21 protein-coding genes are annotated in these 19,283 nt (G+C 56.2%); 14 read left to right on the top strand and 7 right to left on the bottom strand.

What is annotated here, in order from left to right:
* Positions 1–307: 307 nt before the first annotated feature.
* Together truA and fmt are read right to left on the bottom strand one after the other, a co-directional pair.
* Entirely contained in the window at positions 308–1,060 is a 753-nt protein-coding gene (truA, locus tag ACKVOS_RS09800) for a tRNA pseudouridine(38-40) synthase TruA (protein ID WP_409211826.1), read from the bottom strand.
* On the bottom strand, positions 1,057–1,965 hold the full coding sequence (gene fmt / locus ACKVOS_RS09795) for a methionyl-tRNA formyltransferase (protein ID WP_409211825.1): 909 nt from the start codon (positions 1,963–1,965) through the stop codon (positions 1,057–1,059). The genes truA and fmt overlap by 4 nt, the downstream gene beginning before the upstream one ends.
* Before the next feature lie 42 nt (positions 1,966–2,007).
* Here fmt and recR point away from each other — a divergent pair, with 42 nt between their 5' ends.
* The gene (gene recR, locus ACKVOS_RS09790; RefSeq protein WP_409211824.1) at positions 2,008–2,604 is read left to right on the top strand and encodes a recombination mediator RecR; all 597 of its coding nucleotides are present in this window, start codon (positions 2,008–2,010) and stop codon (positions 2,602–2,604) included.
* Positions 2,605–2,635: 31 nt separating this feature from the next.
* Complete coding sequence (def, locus tag ACKVOS_RS09785) at positions 2,636–3,190, top strand: peptide deformylase (RefSeq protein ID WP_409211823.1); 555 nt, start codon at positions 2,636–2,638, stop codon at positions 3,188–3,190.
* Positions 3,191–3,237: 47 nt separating this feature from the next.
* On the opposite strand, the gene ACKVOS_RS09780 is transcribed toward def, so the two are convergent.
* Complete coding sequence (locus ACKVOS_RS09780; protein ID WP_409211822.1) at positions 3,238–4,407, bottom strand: penicillin-binding protein activator; 1,170 nt, start codon at positions 4,405–4,407, stop codon at positions 3,238–3,240.
* A 30-nt stretch (positions 4,408–4,437) separates the two neighbouring features.
* Here ACKVOS_RS09780 and rsmI point away from each other — a divergent pair, with 30 nt between their 5' ends.
* From rsmI to ACKVOS_RS09760, 4 genes are read left to right on the top strand one after another with little or no spacing between them, the layout of a single operon-like run.
* A complete protein-coding gene (gene rsmI, locus ACKVOS_RS09775; RefSeq protein ID WP_409211821.1) occupies positions 4,438–5,271 on the top strand; it encodes a 16S rRNA (cytidine(1402)-2'-O)-methyltransferase in 834 nt (277 codons plus the stop codon).
* Entirely contained in the window at positions 5,268–5,618 is a 351-nt protein-coding gene (locus ACKVOS_RS09770) for a YraN family protein (protein WP_409211820.1), read from the top strand. The genes rsmI and ACKVOS_RS09770 overlap by 4 nt, the downstream gene beginning before the upstream one ends.
* A 10-nt stretch (positions 5,619–5,628) precedes the next feature.
* Positions 5,629–6,582, top strand: coding sequence for a glutathione synthase (gene gshB, locus ACKVOS_RS09765; RefSeq protein ID WP_409211819.1), 954 nt, complete (start codon positions 5,629–5,631; stop codon positions 6,580–6,582).
* A 7-nt stretch (positions 6,583–6,589) separates the two neighbouring features.
* A complete protein-coding gene (locus ACKVOS_RS09760; RefSeq protein ID WP_409211818.1) occupies positions 6,590–7,186 on the top strand; it encodes a DedA family protein in 597 nt (198 codons plus the stop codon).
* A gap of 70 nt (positions 7,187–7,256) precedes the next feature.
* Here the strand turns inward: ACKVOS_RS09760 and grpE are convergent, their stop codons facing one another.
* The gene (gene grpE / locus ACKVOS_RS09755) at positions 7,257–7,835 is read right to left on the bottom strand and encodes a nucleotide exchange factor GrpE (RefSeq protein WP_409211817.1); all 579 of its coding nucleotides are present in this window, start codon (positions 7,833–7,835) and stop codon (positions 7,257–7,259) included.
* Positions 7,836–7,949: 114 nt separating this feature from the next.
* On the bottom strand, positions 7,950–8,993 hold the full coding sequence (gene hrcA, locus ACKVOS_RS09750) for a heat-inducible transcriptional repressor HrcA (RefSeq protein ID WP_409211816.1): 1,044 nt from the start codon (positions 8,991–8,993) through the stop codon (positions 7,950–7,952).
* Positions 8,994–9,074: 81 nt separating this feature from the next.
* Between hrcA and rph the strand changes: the two genes are divergently transcribed.
* The 5 genes from rph to ACKVOS_RS09725 all read left to right on the top strand — a co-directional run bounded on the left by rph (position 9,075) and on the right by ACKVOS_RS09725 (position 14,034).
* The gene (rph, locus tag ACKVOS_RS09745) at positions 9,075–9,788 is read left to right on the top strand and encodes a ribonuclease PH (RefSeq protein WP_409211815.1); all 714 of its coding nucleotides are present in this window, start codon (positions 9,075–9,077) and stop codon (positions 9,786–9,788) included.
* Entirely contained in the window at positions 9,785–10,408 is a 624-nt protein-coding gene (gene rdgB, locus ACKVOS_RS09740) for an RdgB/HAM1 family non-canonical purine NTP pyrophosphatase (protein WP_409211814.1), read from the top strand. Before rph ends, rdgB begins: the two co-directional genes overlap by 4 nt.
* 43 nt (positions 10,409–10,451) lie before the next feature.
* Entirely contained in the window at positions 10,452–11,654 is a 1,203-nt protein-coding gene (hemW, locus tag ACKVOS_RS09735) for a radical SAM family heme chaperone HemW (protein ID WP_409211845.1), read from the top strand.
* Between the two features lie 14 nt (positions 11,655–11,668).
* Entirely contained in the window at positions 11,669–12,562 is an 894-nt protein-coding gene (locus ACKVOS_RS09730; protein ID WP_409211813.1) for a tyrosine recombinase XerC, read from the top strand.
* Between the two features lie 74 nt (positions 12,563–12,636).
* Positions 12,637–14,034, top strand: coding sequence for an MATE family efflux transporter (locus tag ACKVOS_RS09725; protein WP_409211812.1), 1,398 nt, complete (start codon positions 12,637–12,639; stop codon positions 14,032–14,034).
* Here the strand turns inward: ACKVOS_RS09725 and ACKVOS_RS09720 are convergent.
* Together ACKVOS_RS09720 and ACKVOS_RS09715 are read right to left on the bottom strand one after the other, a co-directional pair.
* Positions 14,023–14,487, bottom strand: a complete 465-nt coding sequence (locus tag ACKVOS_RS09720) for a vgr related protein (RefSeq protein ID WP_409211811.1) — start codon at positions 14,485–14,487, stop codon at positions 14,023–14,025. The genes ACKVOS_RS09725 and ACKVOS_RS09720 overlap by 12 nt on opposite strands.
* Positions 14,488–14,491: 4 nt before the next feature.
* A complete protein-coding gene (locus ACKVOS_RS09715; RefSeq protein WP_409211810.1) occupies positions 14,492–14,962 on the bottom strand; it encodes a copper chaperone PCu(A)C in 471 nt (156 codons plus the stop codon).
* A gap of 215 nt (positions 14,963–15,177) precedes the next feature.
* Between ACKVOS_RS09715 and dnaK the strand changes: the two genes are divergently transcribed.
* From dnaK to ACKVOS_RS09700, 3 genes are all read left to right on the top strand, one after another.
* Positions 15,178–17,088, top strand: a complete 1,911-nt coding sequence (gene dnaK / locus ACKVOS_RS09710) for a molecular chaperone DnaK (RefSeq protein WP_409211809.1) — start codon at positions 15,178–15,180, stop codon at positions 17,086–17,088.
* A gap of 67 nt (positions 17,089–17,155) precedes the next feature.
* Positions 17,156–18,274 (top strand): molecular chaperone DnaJ, encoded by a 1,119-nt coding sequence (gene dnaJ, locus ACKVOS_RS09705; RefSeq protein ID WP_409211808.1) that lies wholly within the window; start codon positions 17,156–17,158, stop codon positions 18,272–18,274.
* A gap of 87 nt (positions 18,275–18,361) precedes the next feature.
* Positions 18,362–19,252, top strand: a complete 891-nt coding sequence (locus ACKVOS_RS09700) for an MBL fold metallo-hydrolase (protein ID WP_409211807.1) — start codon at positions 18,362–18,364, stop codon at positions 19,250–19,252.
* Positions 19,253–19,283: the final 31 nt, after the last annotated feature.

The following is a 19,283-nucleotide window of genomic DNA, read 5'->3' as shown; positions in this document are numbered from 1 at the left end:
CGTATAGGGTTTGAAGAAATGCCAAATATTTCACGCAAAGGCGCTAAGGTTTTTAAGAGGGCAGCAAAGCATATTGAAGTCACCCACGCCAATGCATTTGTGACGTATTGAGGAGCATCCGACCTCTTAAAAACCTTCGCGCCTTTGCGTGAAACCTTCCCTCAGCGAAAGCTAACTCTACATTCGACCACACCCGTCACCCTGAACTAAATTGTGCTCTGCACGCCTTCGGTTCCAGGGTGGCGGAGTGGGGATTTGCCGACCAATCCGCTCCTGTAGGTGAGTGAGGAGCTACGCTTGGCGAATTTCAAGCCGTGAATTCCGGATAAACGGCCCTTACGAAATACAGCCCTTCGGGCGGAGCGTTTTCGGCGAGGGCACTTCGGTTCCGGGCTTCGAGCGCGGCGAGCAAGTCATTTGCCGTCCAACGGCCCAGCCCTACCGCAGCCAGACATCCGACCATGGACCGGACCTGATGGTGCAGGAATGAAAGAGCGGCCGTTTCAACAATGATATGGTCGCCTTTGCGCCGAACAGTCAGACGGTCGAGTGTTTTTACAGGGCTGGCAGATTGGCAGGCGGTTGACCTGAATGTGGTGAAATCATGTAAGCCGACGAGCAGTTGCGCCGCTTCATGCATTGCGGCGGCATCCAGTTCCGGTCCGACCCGCCAAACCCGACCTTTTTCCAAAGTGAGCGATGCACGCCGGTTGCAGATTCGGTATTCATAGGCGCGGCCGATGCATGAATAGCGCGCGTGCCAGTCGGCCGCGACTTCCTCGCAGGCCAAAATCGCAACGGGATGAGGCCGCAGATGTGCGTTTATTGCTTCCATCAGTCGAAAGGCAGCCAAGGGCTTTTCCACATCGACATGAGCCCGCATACCCAAGGCATGGACACCGGCATCGGTCCGACCCGCACTATAGACGAGCGTTTTTTCGCCGGTTGTTTTGAAAATGGCTTCTTCAATGGTGCCCTGAACCGATGGGCCGTGGTCTTGCCACTGCCAGCCCATAAAGGGTCCGCCGTCAAATTCGATGGTCAGTGCAAAACGGGTCATAAGAGGATGGTGCCTTGCGGTATGGCTTTGCCGCGCAACAGATCAGTGGTTGGCATGGCAGGCTTTCCGGCGCGTTGAATTAACGTCGGGCGGATCGAATCCGTGCCGCACGCTATGGTGAGAAGATCATCCAAAACCTTGCTGCAAATTTGGGGCTGTGCGGGGATGACCTGCGCTTCCAATATGCGATAGCGCTCGTCTTCATATTCGAACCAAGCGCCCGGTGCAGGATTGAAAGCACGGATTTGCCGTTCGATGATTTGGGCGGATACCGCAAAATCTATGCGGGTTTCGGCCTTGTCGATTTTGGCTGCATAGGTCACACCTTCTTCAGGTTGCGCCACTGCCGGATGCGCGGCCATGTCCTGCAACACGATCACCATCAATTCCGCCCCGAGTTCGGCGAGTTCGGCCGTGAGTTCACCTGTTGTTTTGGTGCCAATTTCAACCTCGGTCGTTGCGCGCACCGGGCCTGTATCCAAACCGGCCTCCATTTGCATGACCATAACGCCTGTGGTTCGGTCCCCCGCCAAAATCGCCCGTTGCACCGGCGCCGCCCCGCGCCAGCGAGGGAGCAGGGAGCCATGGACGTTTAGGCAGCCATGCGTCGGTGCGTCCAGAATGGCTTGCGGCAGGATGAGGCCATAAGCCGCGACGATAGCAACATCGAGCTTGAGCGCGGCAAATTCTGCCTGTGCTTCGGCGCTGCGAAGCGTCAGAGGACTATGCACTGGCAGGCCAAGTTCCTCCGCCCGTGTCTGCACAGCCGACGGTGTCAGCTTTTTTCCGCGGTTGGCGGGACGCGGCGGCTGGGTATAGACGGCCACAACCTCATGCCCTGCTGCGACAAGAGCGTCGAGGCTTGGAACCGCAAATTCCGGCGTACCCATGAAGGCAAGGCGCATCGTGACTTTTCCTTTGTTTGAAAGCCCCCTAAGACGTGGTGCATGGCATCGCAAGAAATAGACGCATTGGCGCAAGCCTTGTCCAAACTCCCCGGCCTGGGGCCGCGCTCGGCCCGGCGTGTTGTGCTGCACCTGATGAAAAAGCGAGAAACCGTTTTGCAACCGCTACTGCGCGCTTTGGAACAGGTCGAGCAGCGGCTTGTCGTGTGCGACATTTGCGGAAATATCGATACCGGGAACCCGTGCGGCATCTGCGTTGATCCGCGCCGCGACACGCGGTCGATTTGTGTAGTGGAGGATGTGCCCGATTTGTGGGCGCTGGACCGGTCGCGGTTGTTTCCCGGGAAATATCATATCTTGGGCGGCAAACTTTCCGCGCTCGATGGTGTGCGGCCGGAAGATCTGAATATTGACGGCCTGATTACCCGCGTGGCAGCGGGCGGCGTGGATGAGGTTGTGTTGGCGATGAACGCAACGCTTGAAGGTCAGACAACGGCCCATTATCTGGCCGAACGGCTTGAACATTACCCCATCCGTCTGACGCAATTGGCGCATGGCGTGCCTGTGGGCGGGGAACTTGATTATCTCGATGACGGGACATTGGCTCAGGCTTTGCGGGCGCGGCGACCGGTTGGTTGATTTATTCGGCGGCCATGCTTATCTGCGATCCATGGCCATATTACCTATTCTTGAAGTGCCCGACCCGCGGCTGAAAACCATCTCCACGCCTGTGGAAAGCTTTGATGCGGATTTGAAAAAGCTTGTCGATGATATGTTCGAAACCATGTACGCCGCGCCCGGTATCGGTTTGGCGGCGATACAGGTGGGCGTGCCCAAGCGCCTGCTGGTGATCGATCTTCAGGATGAAGGGCAAGACGGCGAAAGCGTGCGTAACCCGAGGGTATTTGTGAACCCTGAAATTCTTGATCCATCGGAAGAACATTCGGCATATAATGAAGGCTGCCTGTCGGTGCCTGACCAATATGCCGAAGTAGAACGCCCCGCCAAAATCCGCGCGCGCTGGCAGGATCTGGACGGAAAGGTTCATGAAGAAACCATGGACGATTTGATGGCCACCTGTCTGCAGCACGAGATGGACCATCTAGAGGGCATATTATTCATCGACCATCTGTCGCGATTGAAACGGCAAATGGTGCTGAAGAAAATTGAAAAGGCCCGGAAACTGGGCGGCGGCCATGTGCATGGGGAACATTGCAACCATTGAGGTTGGGTGACGGTCTGACGTTAACTCGAATTCCTCTCCCCGCCTCCTCATTTCGCAAACGAGGTAGGGGCAGGGTCGACGGTGACGAATTTGCCTGCCTGGATTTCCTGAACCTCCAGCATGCGTTCGGTCAGGCCGTTGCTCATGAAGCGGAACGCGCCGTCTACACCGATAAAGCCTTGCGGGTCGATAAGCTGGGTTACAGGAAATTTACTGCCCGGACGCCAGTCGCGGGCGACGCGGACGACGAGCAATACCGAATCATAGCCAAGGCTGGACAAACGCAGCGGGGCTTTGCTGTATCGGGCGCGGTATTTGGTCGCATATTGATTGTATAGAGTGTCTGAAACACTCGCAAACCAAGCGCCATAAATGGGCGAACTGCTTGCCAGCGAACCGTCGATATTCCACAAATCCGTGCCCAAAATCTTGGCATTCCGCAATCCGTTGCGGCGCAATGCGGGGACCGCAACGACTGCGGCACGACCGCTATCGGCGATTAAAATCGCATCAATCTGCCCCATTTGGGCAAGGCGGCGGGCGGCGGCATCTGCGGCGGCCGGGCTGCCATCGGATTCTTGAACACCGACGAGGATGCCGCCGGCACTGCGAACCGAATTTACCAGATTTGCTTGCGCCCGCTGGCCATAAACGCTGGTCGAAACCACAGCGGCAAAGCGGTTGAATCCCTTCGCCTTTGCATGGCGCACAACGCGGTCAATCGACTGGTTTGGCAAATGTCCGAGAAGAAATACATTCTGGCCGGCGATCCCGATATCGTTGGAAAAGCTGATGATCGGAATACCTGCAGGGCGGGCAATGGCGGCAGCCTCGGTTACATTTTCACCGCGTAATGGTCCCAGTATCAACTTGTTACCGTCGGCAACAGCGCGCTTTGTCGCGGCGGCGACGCCCTGCGCGGTGTCATATGTTATCAGGCGGATGTTGGTCGCCTTGGTATCGGCAAGGGCCAGCGCAGTTGCATTGGCGATGGACTGGCCGACATCCCCATCGGGTCCGGTCATCGGCAAAAGCAACGCGACACGGTGCAAACTGTCCAGCGGATCAGCTGTTACCACGGGCGGCGGACCTTCGGCGCCACGTGGCACGGCGGCGCACGCGGCCAGAAGGGCGAGCATGGCCAACGCCAATAGGCGTCTTAATCCGCTTACTATGGCTTGCGGCTGCGCGCCGGTTGCTGCAATGGTTGCGCTCATGATTGGGTCCTCAGCGAATAGCTTGTATTTATGATGTTGTTCGAGTCGGGCTTATATGTCGTTGCGACCCCCATCGGCAACCTTGCAGATATGTCACAACGGGCCATATCCGTGTTGGAAGCGGCCGAGATCGTCGCTGTAGAGGATAGCCGCGTTACTGGCAAATTGTTGCATCATCTCAGTCTCAAAAAGAAAATGCGCCGTTACAATGACCATAGCAGCGTTGGCGATCGCGACAGCTTGATCGCTGCCGCACGGGACGGCGTGGTTGCTTTGGTGTCCGATGCCGGCACCCCGCTCATTTCCGATCCCGGCTATAAATTGGTCCGCGCGGCGCGCGAGGCGGGCGTGCCAGTCTATACGGTTCCAGGAGCGAGCGCCGTGATCGCGGCGTTGTCGATATGCGGCCTGCCGACGGACCGCTTTCTCTTTTCGGGATTTTTACCCAGCAAGGCAAAAGCGCGGGCGGATGCGCTCTTGGAACTGGCGAGTATCAAGGCGACGCTTGTGTTCTATGAAAGCGGCCCGCGTCTCGCCGCTTCGCTTGCTACCATAGCCGAACTTTATGGCGACCGCGAAATTGCCGTTGCACGAGAATTGACCAAGAAATTCGAAGAAGTCGTAACGGGGACCGCAGCTGAACTGTCTGCTCGCTATGCCGCGCATGAACCCAAGGGTGAAATTGTCCTGATCATCGGACCGCCACAAGAAGATGCCATTGTGGATCAGGGGGATGTCGATGCGGCCTTGCGCGAGGCGCTGCAAAGCATGTCTGCTGCAAAGGCGGCTGGGGCGATTGCCAAAAGATTTGGATTGGAACGGGCCAATCTTTATGCACGCGCCACGGAGATCAAGGGGCAATGAACCGTGCCGTTGCGGAAAAACGAGGGCGTCAGGGCGAAATGATGGCCGCTTGGTTTTTGCGTATTCAGGGATGGCGGATTGTTGGCGAACGCGTGAAAACGCCACGCGGCGAAGTGGATCTGATTGCGCGACGCGGCAAGACGGTGGCTTTTGTCGAAGTCAAAATGCGGAGCAAGGCGCTCGATCTTGCGTCTGCCATTGACGCCTATCGCCTTCGCCGGGTTGCTGCTGCGGCGGAGATTCTTTTGCCAAAATATGGCAAAGGCACGGAAAATATGCAAATAGACGTAATATTGGTTGCACCTTGGCGATGGCCACACCATCTGCGAAACGTCTGGCACGGTTAGGGACCCCATAATGACTATCAAAATCGCGGTCCAGATGGACCCCATGGACGGTATCAACATTCACGGCGATTCCAGTTTTGCGTTGATGCTTTCGGCGCAAGCACGGGGGCATGCGATCTGGCATTATGATGTCGGAACATTGAATTTGGACAGCAACAACAGGCTGTCTGCATGGGCGCACCCTGTTCACGATGTACAGCGGGTCGAAGGCGCGCATTTCCGCTTTGGTGCTCCAAAGCGGATCGATCTGGGTTCCGACATCGATGTTGTCCTGATGCGGCAGGACCCGCCTTTCCATGTCGGTTACATCACAGCGACGCATCTTCTGGAGCGGATCGAAAGCGAAACTTTAGTGGTCAACAATCCGGCCAGTGTCCGCAACGCGCCTGAAAAAGTGATGGTGCTTGATTATCGCAGGTTCATGCCACCCACGTTGATTACGCGGTCGACCGATGAAATACGGGATTTCCAGAAAATACATGGCGCGGTCGTTGTCAAGCCGCTGCATGGCAATGGCGGAAAGGCGATTTTCCGCGTTCCGGCCGAGGGTGACAATCTTGGGGCATTGTTGGAAGTGTTCAACGGCACCTGGCCCGAACCGCATATGGTGCAGCCGTTCCTGCCCGACGTGGCCAAGGGCGACAAACGCATCGTTTTGATTGATGGTGTCGTTGCCGGAGCCATAAACCGACGGCCGAGTGAGGGTGAGTTCCGTTCCAACCTTGCCGTGGGTGGCAGCGCCGAAGCCACAGAGCTTACGCCCCGCGAACAGGAAATCTGTGCCGCCATGGGTCCGCGGTTGAAGGAACTGGGCCTGATTTTCGTGGGCATCGATGTCATTGGTGGCGAATGGCTGACCGAAATCAACGTGACATCGCCAACGGGAATTGTCGCGATCGACCGCTTCAACGGCACGGATACGGCCGGGATGATTTGGGACGCTATCGAGACCCGTCTGGGATAATCGCAACATGGATGACTGGATAATCCGTCTTGTCGACCAAGGCGGCTATTGGGGGGTTGCCCTCCTCATGTTTCTGGAAACCGTTTTTCCGCCGGTGCCGTCGGAGGTCATTATGACCGTAGCGGGCGTTTCGGCGTCACGCGGGACTATGAACTTAGCCGGTGTGATCGGGGCAGGGACCGCTGGTGCCATGTTGGGCAATTACCTCTGGTTCTGGCTTGCTATCAAATTTGGGTCAGACCGGCTGCACCGATTTGCGGACCTTCATGGTCGCTGGCTCACGCTGAGCTGGAAAGAGATCGAGCGCGGGCAAGAGCTTTTTCAAAAACATGGCTCGGTCATCGTGCTGATAGCCCGAATGCTGCCGACCCTGCGTTCACTGATTTCGATTCCAGCAGGCATATTCGGCATGTCGCACCGCCGGTTTTTGGTGTTTTCGGCCATAGGAACGGCCGGATGGAGTGCCGCGCTCGCTGGGGCTGGCTATGCGCTCGGATCACAATTTGCGGATGTGGAAAAGATATTGGGGCCACTGTCGACAGCAATAATCCTGCTGATCATATTCGGCTATTTCTGGCGGCTGGTGCGTTGGAAACCTGAATAGGGGCCTAAATAGAGGAGGGGGCTATTGCTCCCATCCTCACTTTTCCCGTGTTTGAGTGACCCAAAACATCTCAGTCCGCAGATTTGGCGACCCCAACCAGCGCGGGCCGTAACAGGCGATCTTTTATCATATATCCCGCCTGCATTTCTGCAACGATAGTACCCGCTTCAGCATCCGCGCTGGGAATCTCGACCATCGCCTGATGCAGATTAGGGTCGAGCGGCATACCCATTGCCGCGATCCGGGCGATGCCATTTTTGGCAAATACTGAATCGAGTTCGCGCCCTGTCGCCTCAAGTCCGGTGACCAGCGGCTTCATCTTTTCATCTTCGCGCAATTCGGCCGGAATAGCATCCAGCGCGCGTGTCAAATTGTCGGATACCGAAAGAATATCACGTGCAAAGTTGGTGGCGGCATAGGCACGCGCATCGGCGGCTTCCTTTTCCATCCGGCGACGCACATTTTGCGTATCGGCCTGAGCATATAACACATCTTGTTTGGCCGCAGCCAATTGGTCTTCAAGCATTGATATGCGTTCCGCATCTGCGTTCGCTTCAGGTTCATCGCCGCCTTCGCGCAGATGTTCCGGTACTCCGTCCATTTCTCTTGCGGCTGCGTTGTCGTCAGCTTCGTTTTTCTTTTGTGTCATAGCCTGCTTCTATCTATTCTTGGGGCAGTGGTTCCCGCCGCATCTTTGCGATGCGCATATAGGCAATCGGATGGAATCATCAAGCGGTGCTGACGTTTATCCTTGGAAATTGCATCACTTCATCAACCGGCTTAGCGCCTTTGCCGTGAAGTCCACCATCGGAACGACACGCGCATAGTTAAGCCGGGTTGGGCCAATGACACCCACAACGCCGACAACCTTTCCACCGACCTCGCGATACGGGGCGGCGATCACGGATGAACCGGACAGCGAAAACAGGTTGTTTTCGGATCCGATGAATATTCGCGTCGATTGGGCTTCGCGTGCGCTGTCGACGAGCCGCGCGATTTCTTCTTTGCTCTCCAATTCGTCCAGCAATTGGCGAACCCGGTCAAGGTCGGCGGCAGCCGCTTCGTCAATCAGGTTGGATTGGCCGCGAACGATCAACACCGGGCGGTCATTGGCATCCAGTGACCAGATAACAAGGCCATCGCGCACCAGTTTTTCGCTTGCGACATCCAACTCGGCCTTTTCGGCACGAATTTCGCTGTCGAGATGCGCGAGTGCTTCGGATAATGTCAAACCGGCCAAACGCGCCGAAATATAATTTGATGCCTCTATCAACACGCTGTCACTTACCATCGGGTCGATGGCGACGACGCGATTTTCGATATTATTGTCAGTGCCGACCATGATGGCAAGCGCCTGTGTCGCGGATAACCGCGCAAAGCTAAAGGTTTTTAGGACCGAGTCGCGCTTCGGCACCAACACCACACCTGCACATGCCGACAAGCCGGACAAGACCGATGTCGCAGCCGCAAGAGCGACCTCAATAGGCCCATCGCTAGTTATCTGAGATTCGATTGCGCGGCGTTCTTCTGCTGAAGGCTCTGCCGCTTGCATCATGCCGTCAACGAACAGGCGCAAGCCGCTTTCGGTTGGCATTCGACCGGCGCTGGTATGCGGGGCGGCCAATAATCCGGCTTCTTCCAGATCCTGCATCACATTGCGAATGGAGGCAGGTGATAGGTTTAGGCCCGCAAATTTCGAAATGGTCCGCGATCCGACGGGTGCACCATTATCCAGGTAACTTTCCACCACCATCCGGAAGATGGTGCGGGTGCGATCGCTCAATTCGTTTATCGGGGTTTGACTCACAGCGACCGATGTAGCGCAGCACGCTTGCAAAGCAAGCGAAGGAGGCTATTGCGGCGCTGAACCCATTATCAGGAGATTATCATGCGTCCATCAGGTCGTGCGCCCGACGAAATGCGCCCCATTTCAATCGAAACCCACTTCACCAAGCACGCCGAGGGAAGCTGCCTGATCGGATTTGGCGACACACGCGTCCTCGTTACCGCGAGTGTCGAAGACCGCTTGCCACCATGGTTGCGCGGAAAAGGCGAGGGCTGGGTAACGGCGGAATATTCCATGCTTCCCCGCGCAACCCATACGCGCAGCCAGCGTGAAGCCGCCAAAGGCAAGCAATCTGGCCGGACACAGGAAATTCAACGCCTTATCGGACGCTCTTTACGCGCCGTGGTTGATCTCAAGAAATTAGGCGAGCATCAAATCACGCTCGATTGCGATGTATTGCAAGCCGATGGCGGCACGCGCACGGCGGCGATCTCTGGCGCATGGGTGGCCTTGCGATTGGCCGTTGATGGTTTGATGAACTCGGGCGCAATCAAGGAAGACCCGATCAGCGGCCGCGTCGCGGCAATCAGTTGCGGCATCTACAACGGCACTCCCGTCCTCGACCTCGATTATATCGAAGATTCGAGCGCGGATGCCGATGCCAATTTCGTGCTGATCGAAGGCGGCCAGATTGCCGAGGTGCAAGCAACTGCCGAAGGTGCAGCCTATGACGAAGAAAGCCTCCTTCGTCTGCTTCGCCTTGCACGCATGGGCACCGACCGGATATTCGCGGTACAGGCAGACGCGGTAAAATGAAGCTGGGCGACTATTCGGGCCAAATAGTCGTGGCCACGCACAATGCCGGAAAACTGAGGGAAATGCGCCTTTTGCTGCAACCCTATGGCAAGGACTGCGTGTCGGCCGGAGAACTTGGACTGCCAGAGCCGGAAGAAACAGGGACGACGTTTGAAGAAAATGCGCTGATAAAAGCCCGGGCGGCGGCAACAGAAGCAAATCTACCGGCACTAGCCGACGACTCAGGCCTGTGCGTAAATGCGCTAGGCGGACGACCTGGGGTGTTCACCGCAGACTGGGCCGAACGACAGAAGTTTGAAGGCGAAAAAGGTCGCGACTGGTACATGGCGATGGGCAAGGTGGAAGGGATGTTGGCAGCGATTGGGCCAGATGTGGACAGAACATGCTGGTTTAACAGCACGCTGGCGCTTGCATGGCCAAACGGAGAAGTTGCCATTTACCAAGGTCGGGTAAATGGCCACCTTATATGGCCACCGCGCGGTTCCAAAGGTTTTGGATATGATCCGGTGTTCGTGCCCAACGGACATTTAATGACTTTTGGCGAAATCGACTGGGAAGAAAAGAAGCTTGTCGATCATCGAGCTGATGCGTTCCGCAAGCTGGTCGAAGCTGAATTTTGACGAAGCTGAATTTCGTATTCCCTGCAAAGACAGGACTTCGGCAATGCCTGGGTTAAATCTGCTAGAGGTCTCCGCCTTCGCGAAGGTGCCGACGCCCCTCGCCCTCTATATCCACTGGCCCTTCTGCATTTCCAAATGCCCCTATTGCGATTTTAACAGCCATGTCCGCGAAAGCGTCGATCAAGACGCATGGCGAACCGCTCTGTTGAAGGATATGGCGCATGAAGCCGGGCTGACCAAGGGTCGTCCGCTCACCTCCATTTTCTTCGGCGGCGGTACGCCATCATTGATGTCGCCTGCTACCGTGTCAGCTTTGATCGATGCTGCACAGGCGCATTGGGGCTTTGCTGACAATATCGAAATAACGCTTGAGGCCAATCCCTCCTCGGTTGAAGCGGCCCGCTTCGCCGACCTCGCGCAAGCCGGAGTGAACCGGGTGTCGCTGGGACTTCAATCACTCGACGACGCCGCGCTGGCATTTTTGGGCCGCGCACACAGCGTTGCCGAAAGCCACGATGCACTGGCAATCGCGCAGCAGCATTTCGGCCGCGTCAATATCGATCTGATCTACGCGCGCCCCGACCAGACGGCGGACCAGTGGGAAACGGAATTGCGCCAAGCTTTGTCCTTTGGCACGGACCATATGTCGCTTTATCAGTTGACTATTGAGCCCGGTACCCGTTTTGAAACCATGGTCCGCACCGGCCAGTTTATTCCGGCGGACAATGACGAGGCGGCAACGCTTTACGATATGACTCAATCCATCACGGCGGCAGCAGGTTTGCCGGCTTATGAGATCAGCAATCATGCGCGGCATGGGTCCGAAAGCCGCCACAATCTGTCCTATTGGCGCTATGATGACTATATCGGCATCGGGCCTGGCGCGCATGGACGGCGACTGAACATTGCAACCCAACGCCATAAAAAACCAGAAAATTTTGTGGCTGCAATCGACCGGAATGCGCATGCTATCGCCAGCGAGGATGCGCTCGATCCAGCCTCCCGTGCTACCGAAGCCTTGCTGATGGGTTTGCGCCTTAGCGAAGGGATCTGCCTTGATCGCCTGTCGCAAAAAACCGGAATTGCGGCGGATGCCCTGCTGGATACCGGTGCGCTCGATCATATCGCAAAGCTCGGTCTGATCCGCTGCGATGGCAACAAAGTGACTGTTACGCCCAAGGGTATGCCCCTGCTGGACGCGATCTTGCCGCAGATAGTAGCGGTTGAGGCAAACGCACCGGCCTGATAGAGTTGAGCGCGATGGCTTCCCTGATCGCCGAATATATGTCGTTCCTGACCAACAACCGCCGAATGTCGCCGCATAGCGTGCGCGCATATCACGCCACGGCGGAACGCTTGAGTAGCTTTCTGGAGCTACATTGGGGTGAACAGGTGGACCGCGTTACGCTTGCAAAAATCGGTGCGGCCGATATGCGCGCTTTTCTTGCCGACCGGCGCGGCGTCGGTTTGACCAACCGGTCGACGGCGCGCGAACTGTCCGCTGTCCGGCATTTTCTCCGATTTGCGTTGGGCGATGACGCAAGCTTGCCGGCATTGAAAGGCCCTCGGGTGCCGCGAAGCCTGCCACGTCCGGTCAATCCTGACGATGTGGTCGCGCTGGCCGAAGATGCCGCCGGTTCGGCGCGCGACACGTGGGTCGGCGCACGCGACTGGGCGGTGCTTCTGTTGCTCTATGGCAGCGGCTTGCGCGTGAGCGAGGCGACAGGGTTGATGGGCGATATACTGCCCTTGGGCGCAACCCTGCGCGTTACCGGCAAGCGTAACAAGACCCGGATTGTTCCTGTATTGGAACAGGTTAAGGCGGCAATCGAAGACTATGTCGCACTGTGCCCATATCCACCAACACGGGATGCACCCCTGTTTCGCGGATCGCGCGGCGGGCCGTTATCACCGGCGCTGATCCGGCGTGCGATGCAAGGTGCACGCGGTCGACTGGGTCTGTCCGAACGAACAACGCCGCATGCCTTGCGCCATAGTTTTGCAACCCATTTGCTGGCCGGTGGGGCGGATTTGCGGAGCTTGCAAGAATTGTTGGGCCATGCCAGCCTGTCATCGACGCAGGTTTATACAGCGGTCGATACCGCCATGCTGCTTGACGAATATTTCAACGCCCACCCGCGGGCGACAGGTTAACGGGATCTTCCTGAAAACCAATAGCCAAACACCCCCTAGTCGCAGGTGACGCATTCCGCTAACGCGCTCATCCGATGACAGCGATCTCTCCCTCCTTTGACGTGCAGTCTCCTTGGCGAGACGAGTTTCGTGCAACGCTGGCCTTGGCCTGGCCGCTCATTCTTACAAATGTGACGATGGTTCTCATCAATTCCACCGACGTTTTTCTGCTCGCACGGCTTAGTCCCGATGCTTTGGCCGCTTCGGCATTGGGGTCCGGCATCGTTATTGCCGTCCTGCTGATAGGCATCGGTGTAATCACCGCCGCATCACCGCTTATCGCGGCGGAAATCGGACGCAAGGCGCATTCGGTGCGCGATGTCAGGCGCACTGTGCGGCAAGCATTTTGGGCATCCTTCGCAGTGTGCATCCCGCTGTGGGCGATATTGTGGTTTACCGGACCATTTCTGGTTTGGGCAGGGCAACCAGCCCAGTTGGCACAGGACACAGGCCTGTTTGTGCGTGCGTTGCAGTGGATGATTTTGCCTACCTTGGGCGTCGTTGTTTTACGGTCATTCATGGCCGCACTCGAAAAACCGAACTGGGCGATGGCGGCTGGGATTGCCGCGGTAATCGTTAATGCTGTGGTGAATTATGGCCTGATTTTCGGACATTTCGGGCTGCCGAGGCTCGAATTGGTCGGCGCAGGGATCGGCAGCTCGTTGGTCGCTTTGTTCCAGTTTCTTTTTCTGGCCGCTGTCGTCAAGCGGCACAGGAAATTCCGCCGATATCACTTGTTTGGCCGCTGGTGGCGCGCTGATTGGCCGCGCTTTTTCACGATATGGCGGCTCGGCTTTCCCATCGGATTGCACATGGGATTTGAAGCCATGGTGTTTGCCGCTGCGGTGTTCCTGATGGGCTATATAAGTACCGCATCTGTCGCGGCACATGCCGTTGCCATCCAAATTGCATCCATGACATTCATGGTGCCGATGGGTCTGGGGCAAGCTGCAACCGTGCGTGTCGGCCTTGGTTTCGGCAAAGGTGACGGTGACGCAATACGCCGCGCGGGCTGGACAGCCTATGCGCTGGGCGTAGGTTTCATGACCGCGATGGCGATGGTGATCTGGCTGTTTCCGGCAACTCTTGCAGGGTTTTTCCTCGACCCAGCGCTGGCCGGAAATGAAGAAGTCCTGCGACTGGCGGTTTCTTTCCTGCTGGTTGCCGCCGTGTTTCAGATTGTCGATGGCGCACAAGTTGTGGGCACCGGAATGCTGCGCGGAATTCAGGACACAACCTGGCCGATGTTGTTTGCAGCACTCGGTTATTGGGTGATCGGAATTGGCTTTGGCTGCTGGCTTGCCTTTTATCGGGACTGGGACGGGGTCGGAATCTGGGTTGGCCTTGCGGTCGGGTTGGGCATCGTCGCCGGTCTGGTGTTGGCGCGATGGTTGATGCGCGACCGCCTTGGTCTATTGCCGCTAAAACACTAATATTCCATCATATTGCGACAAAGCCGGAGCTCCGGCCACTTTTACACCGTTACGAAGCAAGAAGATGTGGCGGACAATCTCGGCCTGCTGTTCGATGCCATAGCGATCCAGTGTCCAACCCGGTTTCAGGCTGTAGTCATAGCGGCAAAAGGGGTGCCGTTTTAGCGGCAAAAAAATACCCTGCTGATGCTGCCAAACGTGGACAAGCTCGTGGATGAACAATCCTTGCAAGGCGATATCCCTGTCGCAAAAATCTTCGCAAAACAGGGTGTTTTTCGGGTGGAACCATAGATGCCCGTCCGGCGCCATGGTAATACGACGGGGTTGGAACCACCAAAATTTTCTATTGTGGATGCGGATTTTGGCATAATCCAGTGCACTGCCAAAAATGGATTTTGCGAGCGCGCACTCTCGCGCGGTTAAAGGTCGGCCGGATTTATGTGGACCGAACATCCCTCTAGTTCAACGCCTTTTTCTCGTCAGGATCGCTACCGTCGATTTCCTGAACCCGCGCTTCGACCAAAATCCGCTGATTGTTCGAAAAAAGAAATTCAACTTCAATTTCACCAAGGCGTCGCGGGATCAGGTTTACGCCCCACATCATCACATGCTTTCCACCTTTTTTGAACTCGACTTTTTTGTCCGCTGGAATCAGTACGCGGTTCAAAGGAGACATCGTAACTGCGCCGGTCTTGGGGTCGACCCCGACATCGTGCATTTCGGTTCGGATGGCCGAAGGCGTGCTGACGCGCAAAAGATAGACGTCCTTTGGTCCGCCATAGACGTTGAAATGGAAAGCGGACGGATTTTGGTCCACCGGCGAAAGCGTCAGAACCGCTTCCTTCACCTTCAATTGCGGGGTTGGCCCACATGATCCAAGCAATAAAGCCATAGCGGCGGTGCTGATGGTAAAAATTCGCCGGTTCATTTGCCTGCTCCATTAACTGCTGCGTCAAAACTGTCCAAAAGCGGGGCGGACAGTCACTTTTTGCTTATCTAGGTGCGCCCAAGCCTTGTGCCAAGCAAATTGGCACCTATATCGCCGCTACAATGTCATTTTGTTGGAAAACACCGGTGCCTGATAGGGCCGGTCCGGAAATTGGCATAATCAAGTTCAATTCTAGAATTTCGGGGTAAGTTTTTATGGCTAAAGTTATCGGTATCGACTTGGGCACGACAAACAGCTGCGTTGCGGTTATGGACGGTGGCAAGCCCAAGGTCATTGAGAATGCAGAAGGTGCGCGTACAACGCCATCTATTGTCGCCTTCGCCAAGGATGGCGAGCGTCTGATTGGTCAGCCTGCAAAGCGTCAGGCCGTCACCAATCCTGAAAGCACGGTTTTTGCGGTGAAGCGCCTTATTGGTCGCCGGTTTGAAGATCCCATCACCAAGAAAGATACCGAGCTTGTTCCCTACAGCATCGTAAAGGGCAAGAATGGCGACGCATGGGTCAAGGCAGGCGGCGACGATTATTCGCCTTCGCAGATCTCGGCGTTCATCCTGCAAAAGATGAAAGAAACAGCGGAAGCCTATTTGGGCGAAACCGTGACGCAAGCGGTCATCACCGTTCCAGCCTATTTCAACGACGCTCAGCGTCAGGCAACCAAGGATGCTGGTCAGATTGCCGGCCTTGAAGTGCTGCGAATCATCAACGAGCCGACAGCCGCTGCATTGGCCTACGGCCTCGACAAGGACGAAAACAAGACCATCGCGGTTTATGACCTTGGTGGTGGTACGTTCGACATTTCGATCCTCGAAGTCGGTGACGGCGTGTTCGAAGTGAAGTCGACCAACGGCGACACGTTCCTGGGCGGTGAAGATTTCGACAGCAAGCTCGTCCAGTTCTTGGCCGATGATTTTCAAAAGGCCGAAGGCATTGACCTCACTAAGGACAAGCTTGCGTTGCAACGTTTGAAGGAAGCGGCAGAAAAGGCGAAGATTGAATTGTCTTCGACCCAGACGACTGAAGTCAACTTGCCGTTCATCACCGCCGATCAAAACGGCCCTAAGCACTTGGTGAAGAATATCACCCGTGCCGACCTTGAAAAGCTGGTCGACGACCTGATCAAGCGCACGCTGGAGCCTTGCAAGAAGGCGATTGCCGACGCGGGTATCAAGGCTGACGCAATTGACGAAGTTGTGATGGTTGGCGGTATGACCCGCATGCCCAAGGTGCGCGAAGTCGTGAAAAGCTTCTTCGGCAAGGAACCGCACACCGGCGTGAACCCTGATGAAGTCGTTGCCATGGGCGCGGCTATTCAGGCTGGCGTTTTGCAAGGCGACGTCAAGGACGTGCTGTTGCTCGACGTTACCCCGCTTTCGCTGGGTATCGAAACGCTGGGCGGCGTGTTCACCCGCATGATCGATCGCAACACGACGATCCCGACCAAGAAGAGCCAGGTCTATTCGACTGCGGAAGACAATCAGAATGCGGTGACCATCCGCGTCTTCCAAGGCGAGCGTGAAATGGCTGCCGATAACAAGTTGCTCGGCAATTTCGACCTCGTGGGAATTCCGCCTGCACCGCGCGGCGTGCCGCAGGTTGAGGTAACCTTCGATATCGATGCCAATGGTCTTGTCAGCGTAACTGCTAAAGACAAGGGCACGGGCAAGGAACAGCAGATCAAGATCCAAGCCTCAGGCGGTTTGTCCGATGCCGACATTGATCAAATGGTCCGCGACGCCGAAGCTTTTGCCGAAGAAGACAAGAAGCGCCGCGAAGCAGCCGAAGCCAAGAACAACGCGGAAAGCCTTGTCCATACAACCGAAAAGCAGCTTGAAGAGCATGGCAGCAAAGTTGATGCCGGCCTGAAAAGCGAGATCGAAGCCGCTGTCGCGGAAACGAAAACTGCCATCGAAAGCGGTGATGCAGAAGCGATGAAGGAAAAGGCAACGGCACTGGCGCAAATTGCGATGAAGCTGGGCGAAGCGATCTATAAAGAGGAGCAGGAAGCTTCAGCCAAGTCAACAAACGCCAATGATGATGAGCCGACTGCCGACGAAAATGTCGTCGATGCCGAGTTCTCCGAAGTCGAAGACGACAAGAAAGACTAAAGATGGAAGTTTCCGACCGTCGCTTACCGAAACGCAGCGACGGTCGGGACCAAGGGGTTAGTCGATCATGAGTCTCGACATCGATTATTATGAATTGCTGGAAGTCGAACGGTCAGCGGATGAAAAGACGCTGAAGTCGTCTTACCGACGGCTCGCTATGGAATGCCATCCGGACCGCAATCCGGGTTGCGACAAATCAGAAGCCAAGTTCAAAGCCATCAGCGAAGCCTATGACGTTCTGAAAGACCCGCAAAAGCGCGCGGCATATGACCGTTTAGGCAAGGCCGCCTTTGAAAATGGTGGTATGGGCGGCGGTCAAGGTGGCGCCGGCTTTGGTGATTTTTCCGATATTTTCGAAAGCTTTTTCGGCGATGCCTTTGGCGGACGTCAACGTGGCCCGGCGCGTGGTGCCGATTTGCGTTACGATCTCGAAATCTCTCTCGACGAAGCATTTCACGGCAAAGACGCCGAAATCACCATCGACGTCGCTTCGGCCTGTGGAACCTGCGAAGGCACGGGCGCTACCCCCGGTTCGGGCAAGCGCCGCTGCAATCTGTGCGGCGGTCATGGCAAAGTTCGCGCGCAACAGGGCTTCTTTGTTGTCGAACGGACATGCCCGACCTGTCACGGCCGTGGCGAAGTTATCGAGGACCCATGCAATGTCTGCGGCGGCGAAGGCCGGGTGGACGAACGCAAGACAATCTCGGTAAATATCCCGCCCGGCGTTGATGAAGGCACGCGCATTCGTGTTGCCGGTAAAGGCGAGGCCGGACCTTATGGGGCGGCGGCGGGTGATCTGTATATTTTCATCCATCTGGCGCGGCACAAGGTTTTTGAACGTGATGGCACAACGCTGTTTTGCCGAGCACCTGTCAGTTTTACGACCGCTTCATTGGGCGGAGAAATCCGCATTCCGGGGCTGGATGGCGCGGAACATATCATCCTTGTTCCCGAAGGCATACAGTCGGGCAAGCAATTGCGCCAACGCGGCGCAGGTATGCCTGTGTTGCAAGGGCGCGGTCGCGGCGACATGGTTATCCAGATCGATGTTGAAACGCCGACACGACTGACCGCGCGGCAAAAAGAGCTGCTACGCGAATTTCGGGAAACGGAAACGGGTGCCGAAAGCCCCCAATCTTCCGGTTTTTTTGATAGGCTCAAGGGCATATGGGATGATTTGACATAGCGGGTGTTTGCTGTGCCGGTGATTGGACTGGCCATTTGTCAATTTGAAGCTTAGCATTCTTACGATTTTGCTCTGGAGACTATCCCAATGAAAATGCTTTCGACCTTGTTTGCGCTCGCTACGGTTGCTGTTCCGGCGTCAGCCTTGGCCCAAAATGATTTCAGCACTGTTGAAATCAAAGCGCAGGAATTGGCCCCGGGTGTTGCCGTGCTTTTTGGCGCGGGCGGGAATATCGGTGTGTCTTATGGAGAAGATGGCACTGTCTTGATTGATGACCAGTTTGCGCCGTTGACCGGTAAAATCCAGTCGGCGGTTGCTTCACTTGGCGCGCAACCGGTTAAGTTCCTTATCAACACGCATTGGCATTTTGACCATAGCGGCGGCAATGAAAATCTGGGCAAGGCCGGTGCGATTATCATGGCACACGATAATGTCCGCGTGCGAATGGCGGCTGGTGCGACGGTTGCCGGAAATGTTGTGCCACCTGCGGCGAAGGTCGCTTTGCCCGTCATAACCTATGCCGAGGGTCTAAAGCTCCATTTGAATGGCGAAGAAGTTCGGGTGATCCATATGCCCGCCGGACATACCGATGGCGATTCGATCATCCATTGGACAAAGTCGAATGTCATCCACATGGGCGATCTGTTCATGTTGCAAATCAGTTTCCCCTTTGTCGATGTAGGCAGCGGCGGGGATGTGCGCGGTTTTGTCGCTGCGGCGGACAAGGTTCTGGCCATCGCAAATGATCAGACGAAGATCATTCCCGGCCACGGCGCGATTGCAACCAAGGCGGATTTGCAAAACCACCGCAACATGATTGCAACGGTCATAGCCAAGGTCGAAGCCGCGATCAAAGCAGGCAAAACGCTTGACCAGATCAAGGCTTCGCGGCCAGCCGACGGGTTCGGTGTAAAGGCCGATGGCTTTATCTCTGCGGACAGTTTTGTCGAAACGGTTTATGCACAGTTGAAGGGGTGATCGGGACGGGGCTTAAGCGGCCAATTCAATT

Source organism: Sphingorhabdus sp., assembly GCF_046154385.1.
GTDB lineage: Bacteria > Pseudomonadota > Alphaproteobacteria > Sphingomonadales > Sphingomonadaceae > Sphingorhabdus_B.
This window is presented reverse-complemented; position numbering and strand designations above follow the sequence as displayed.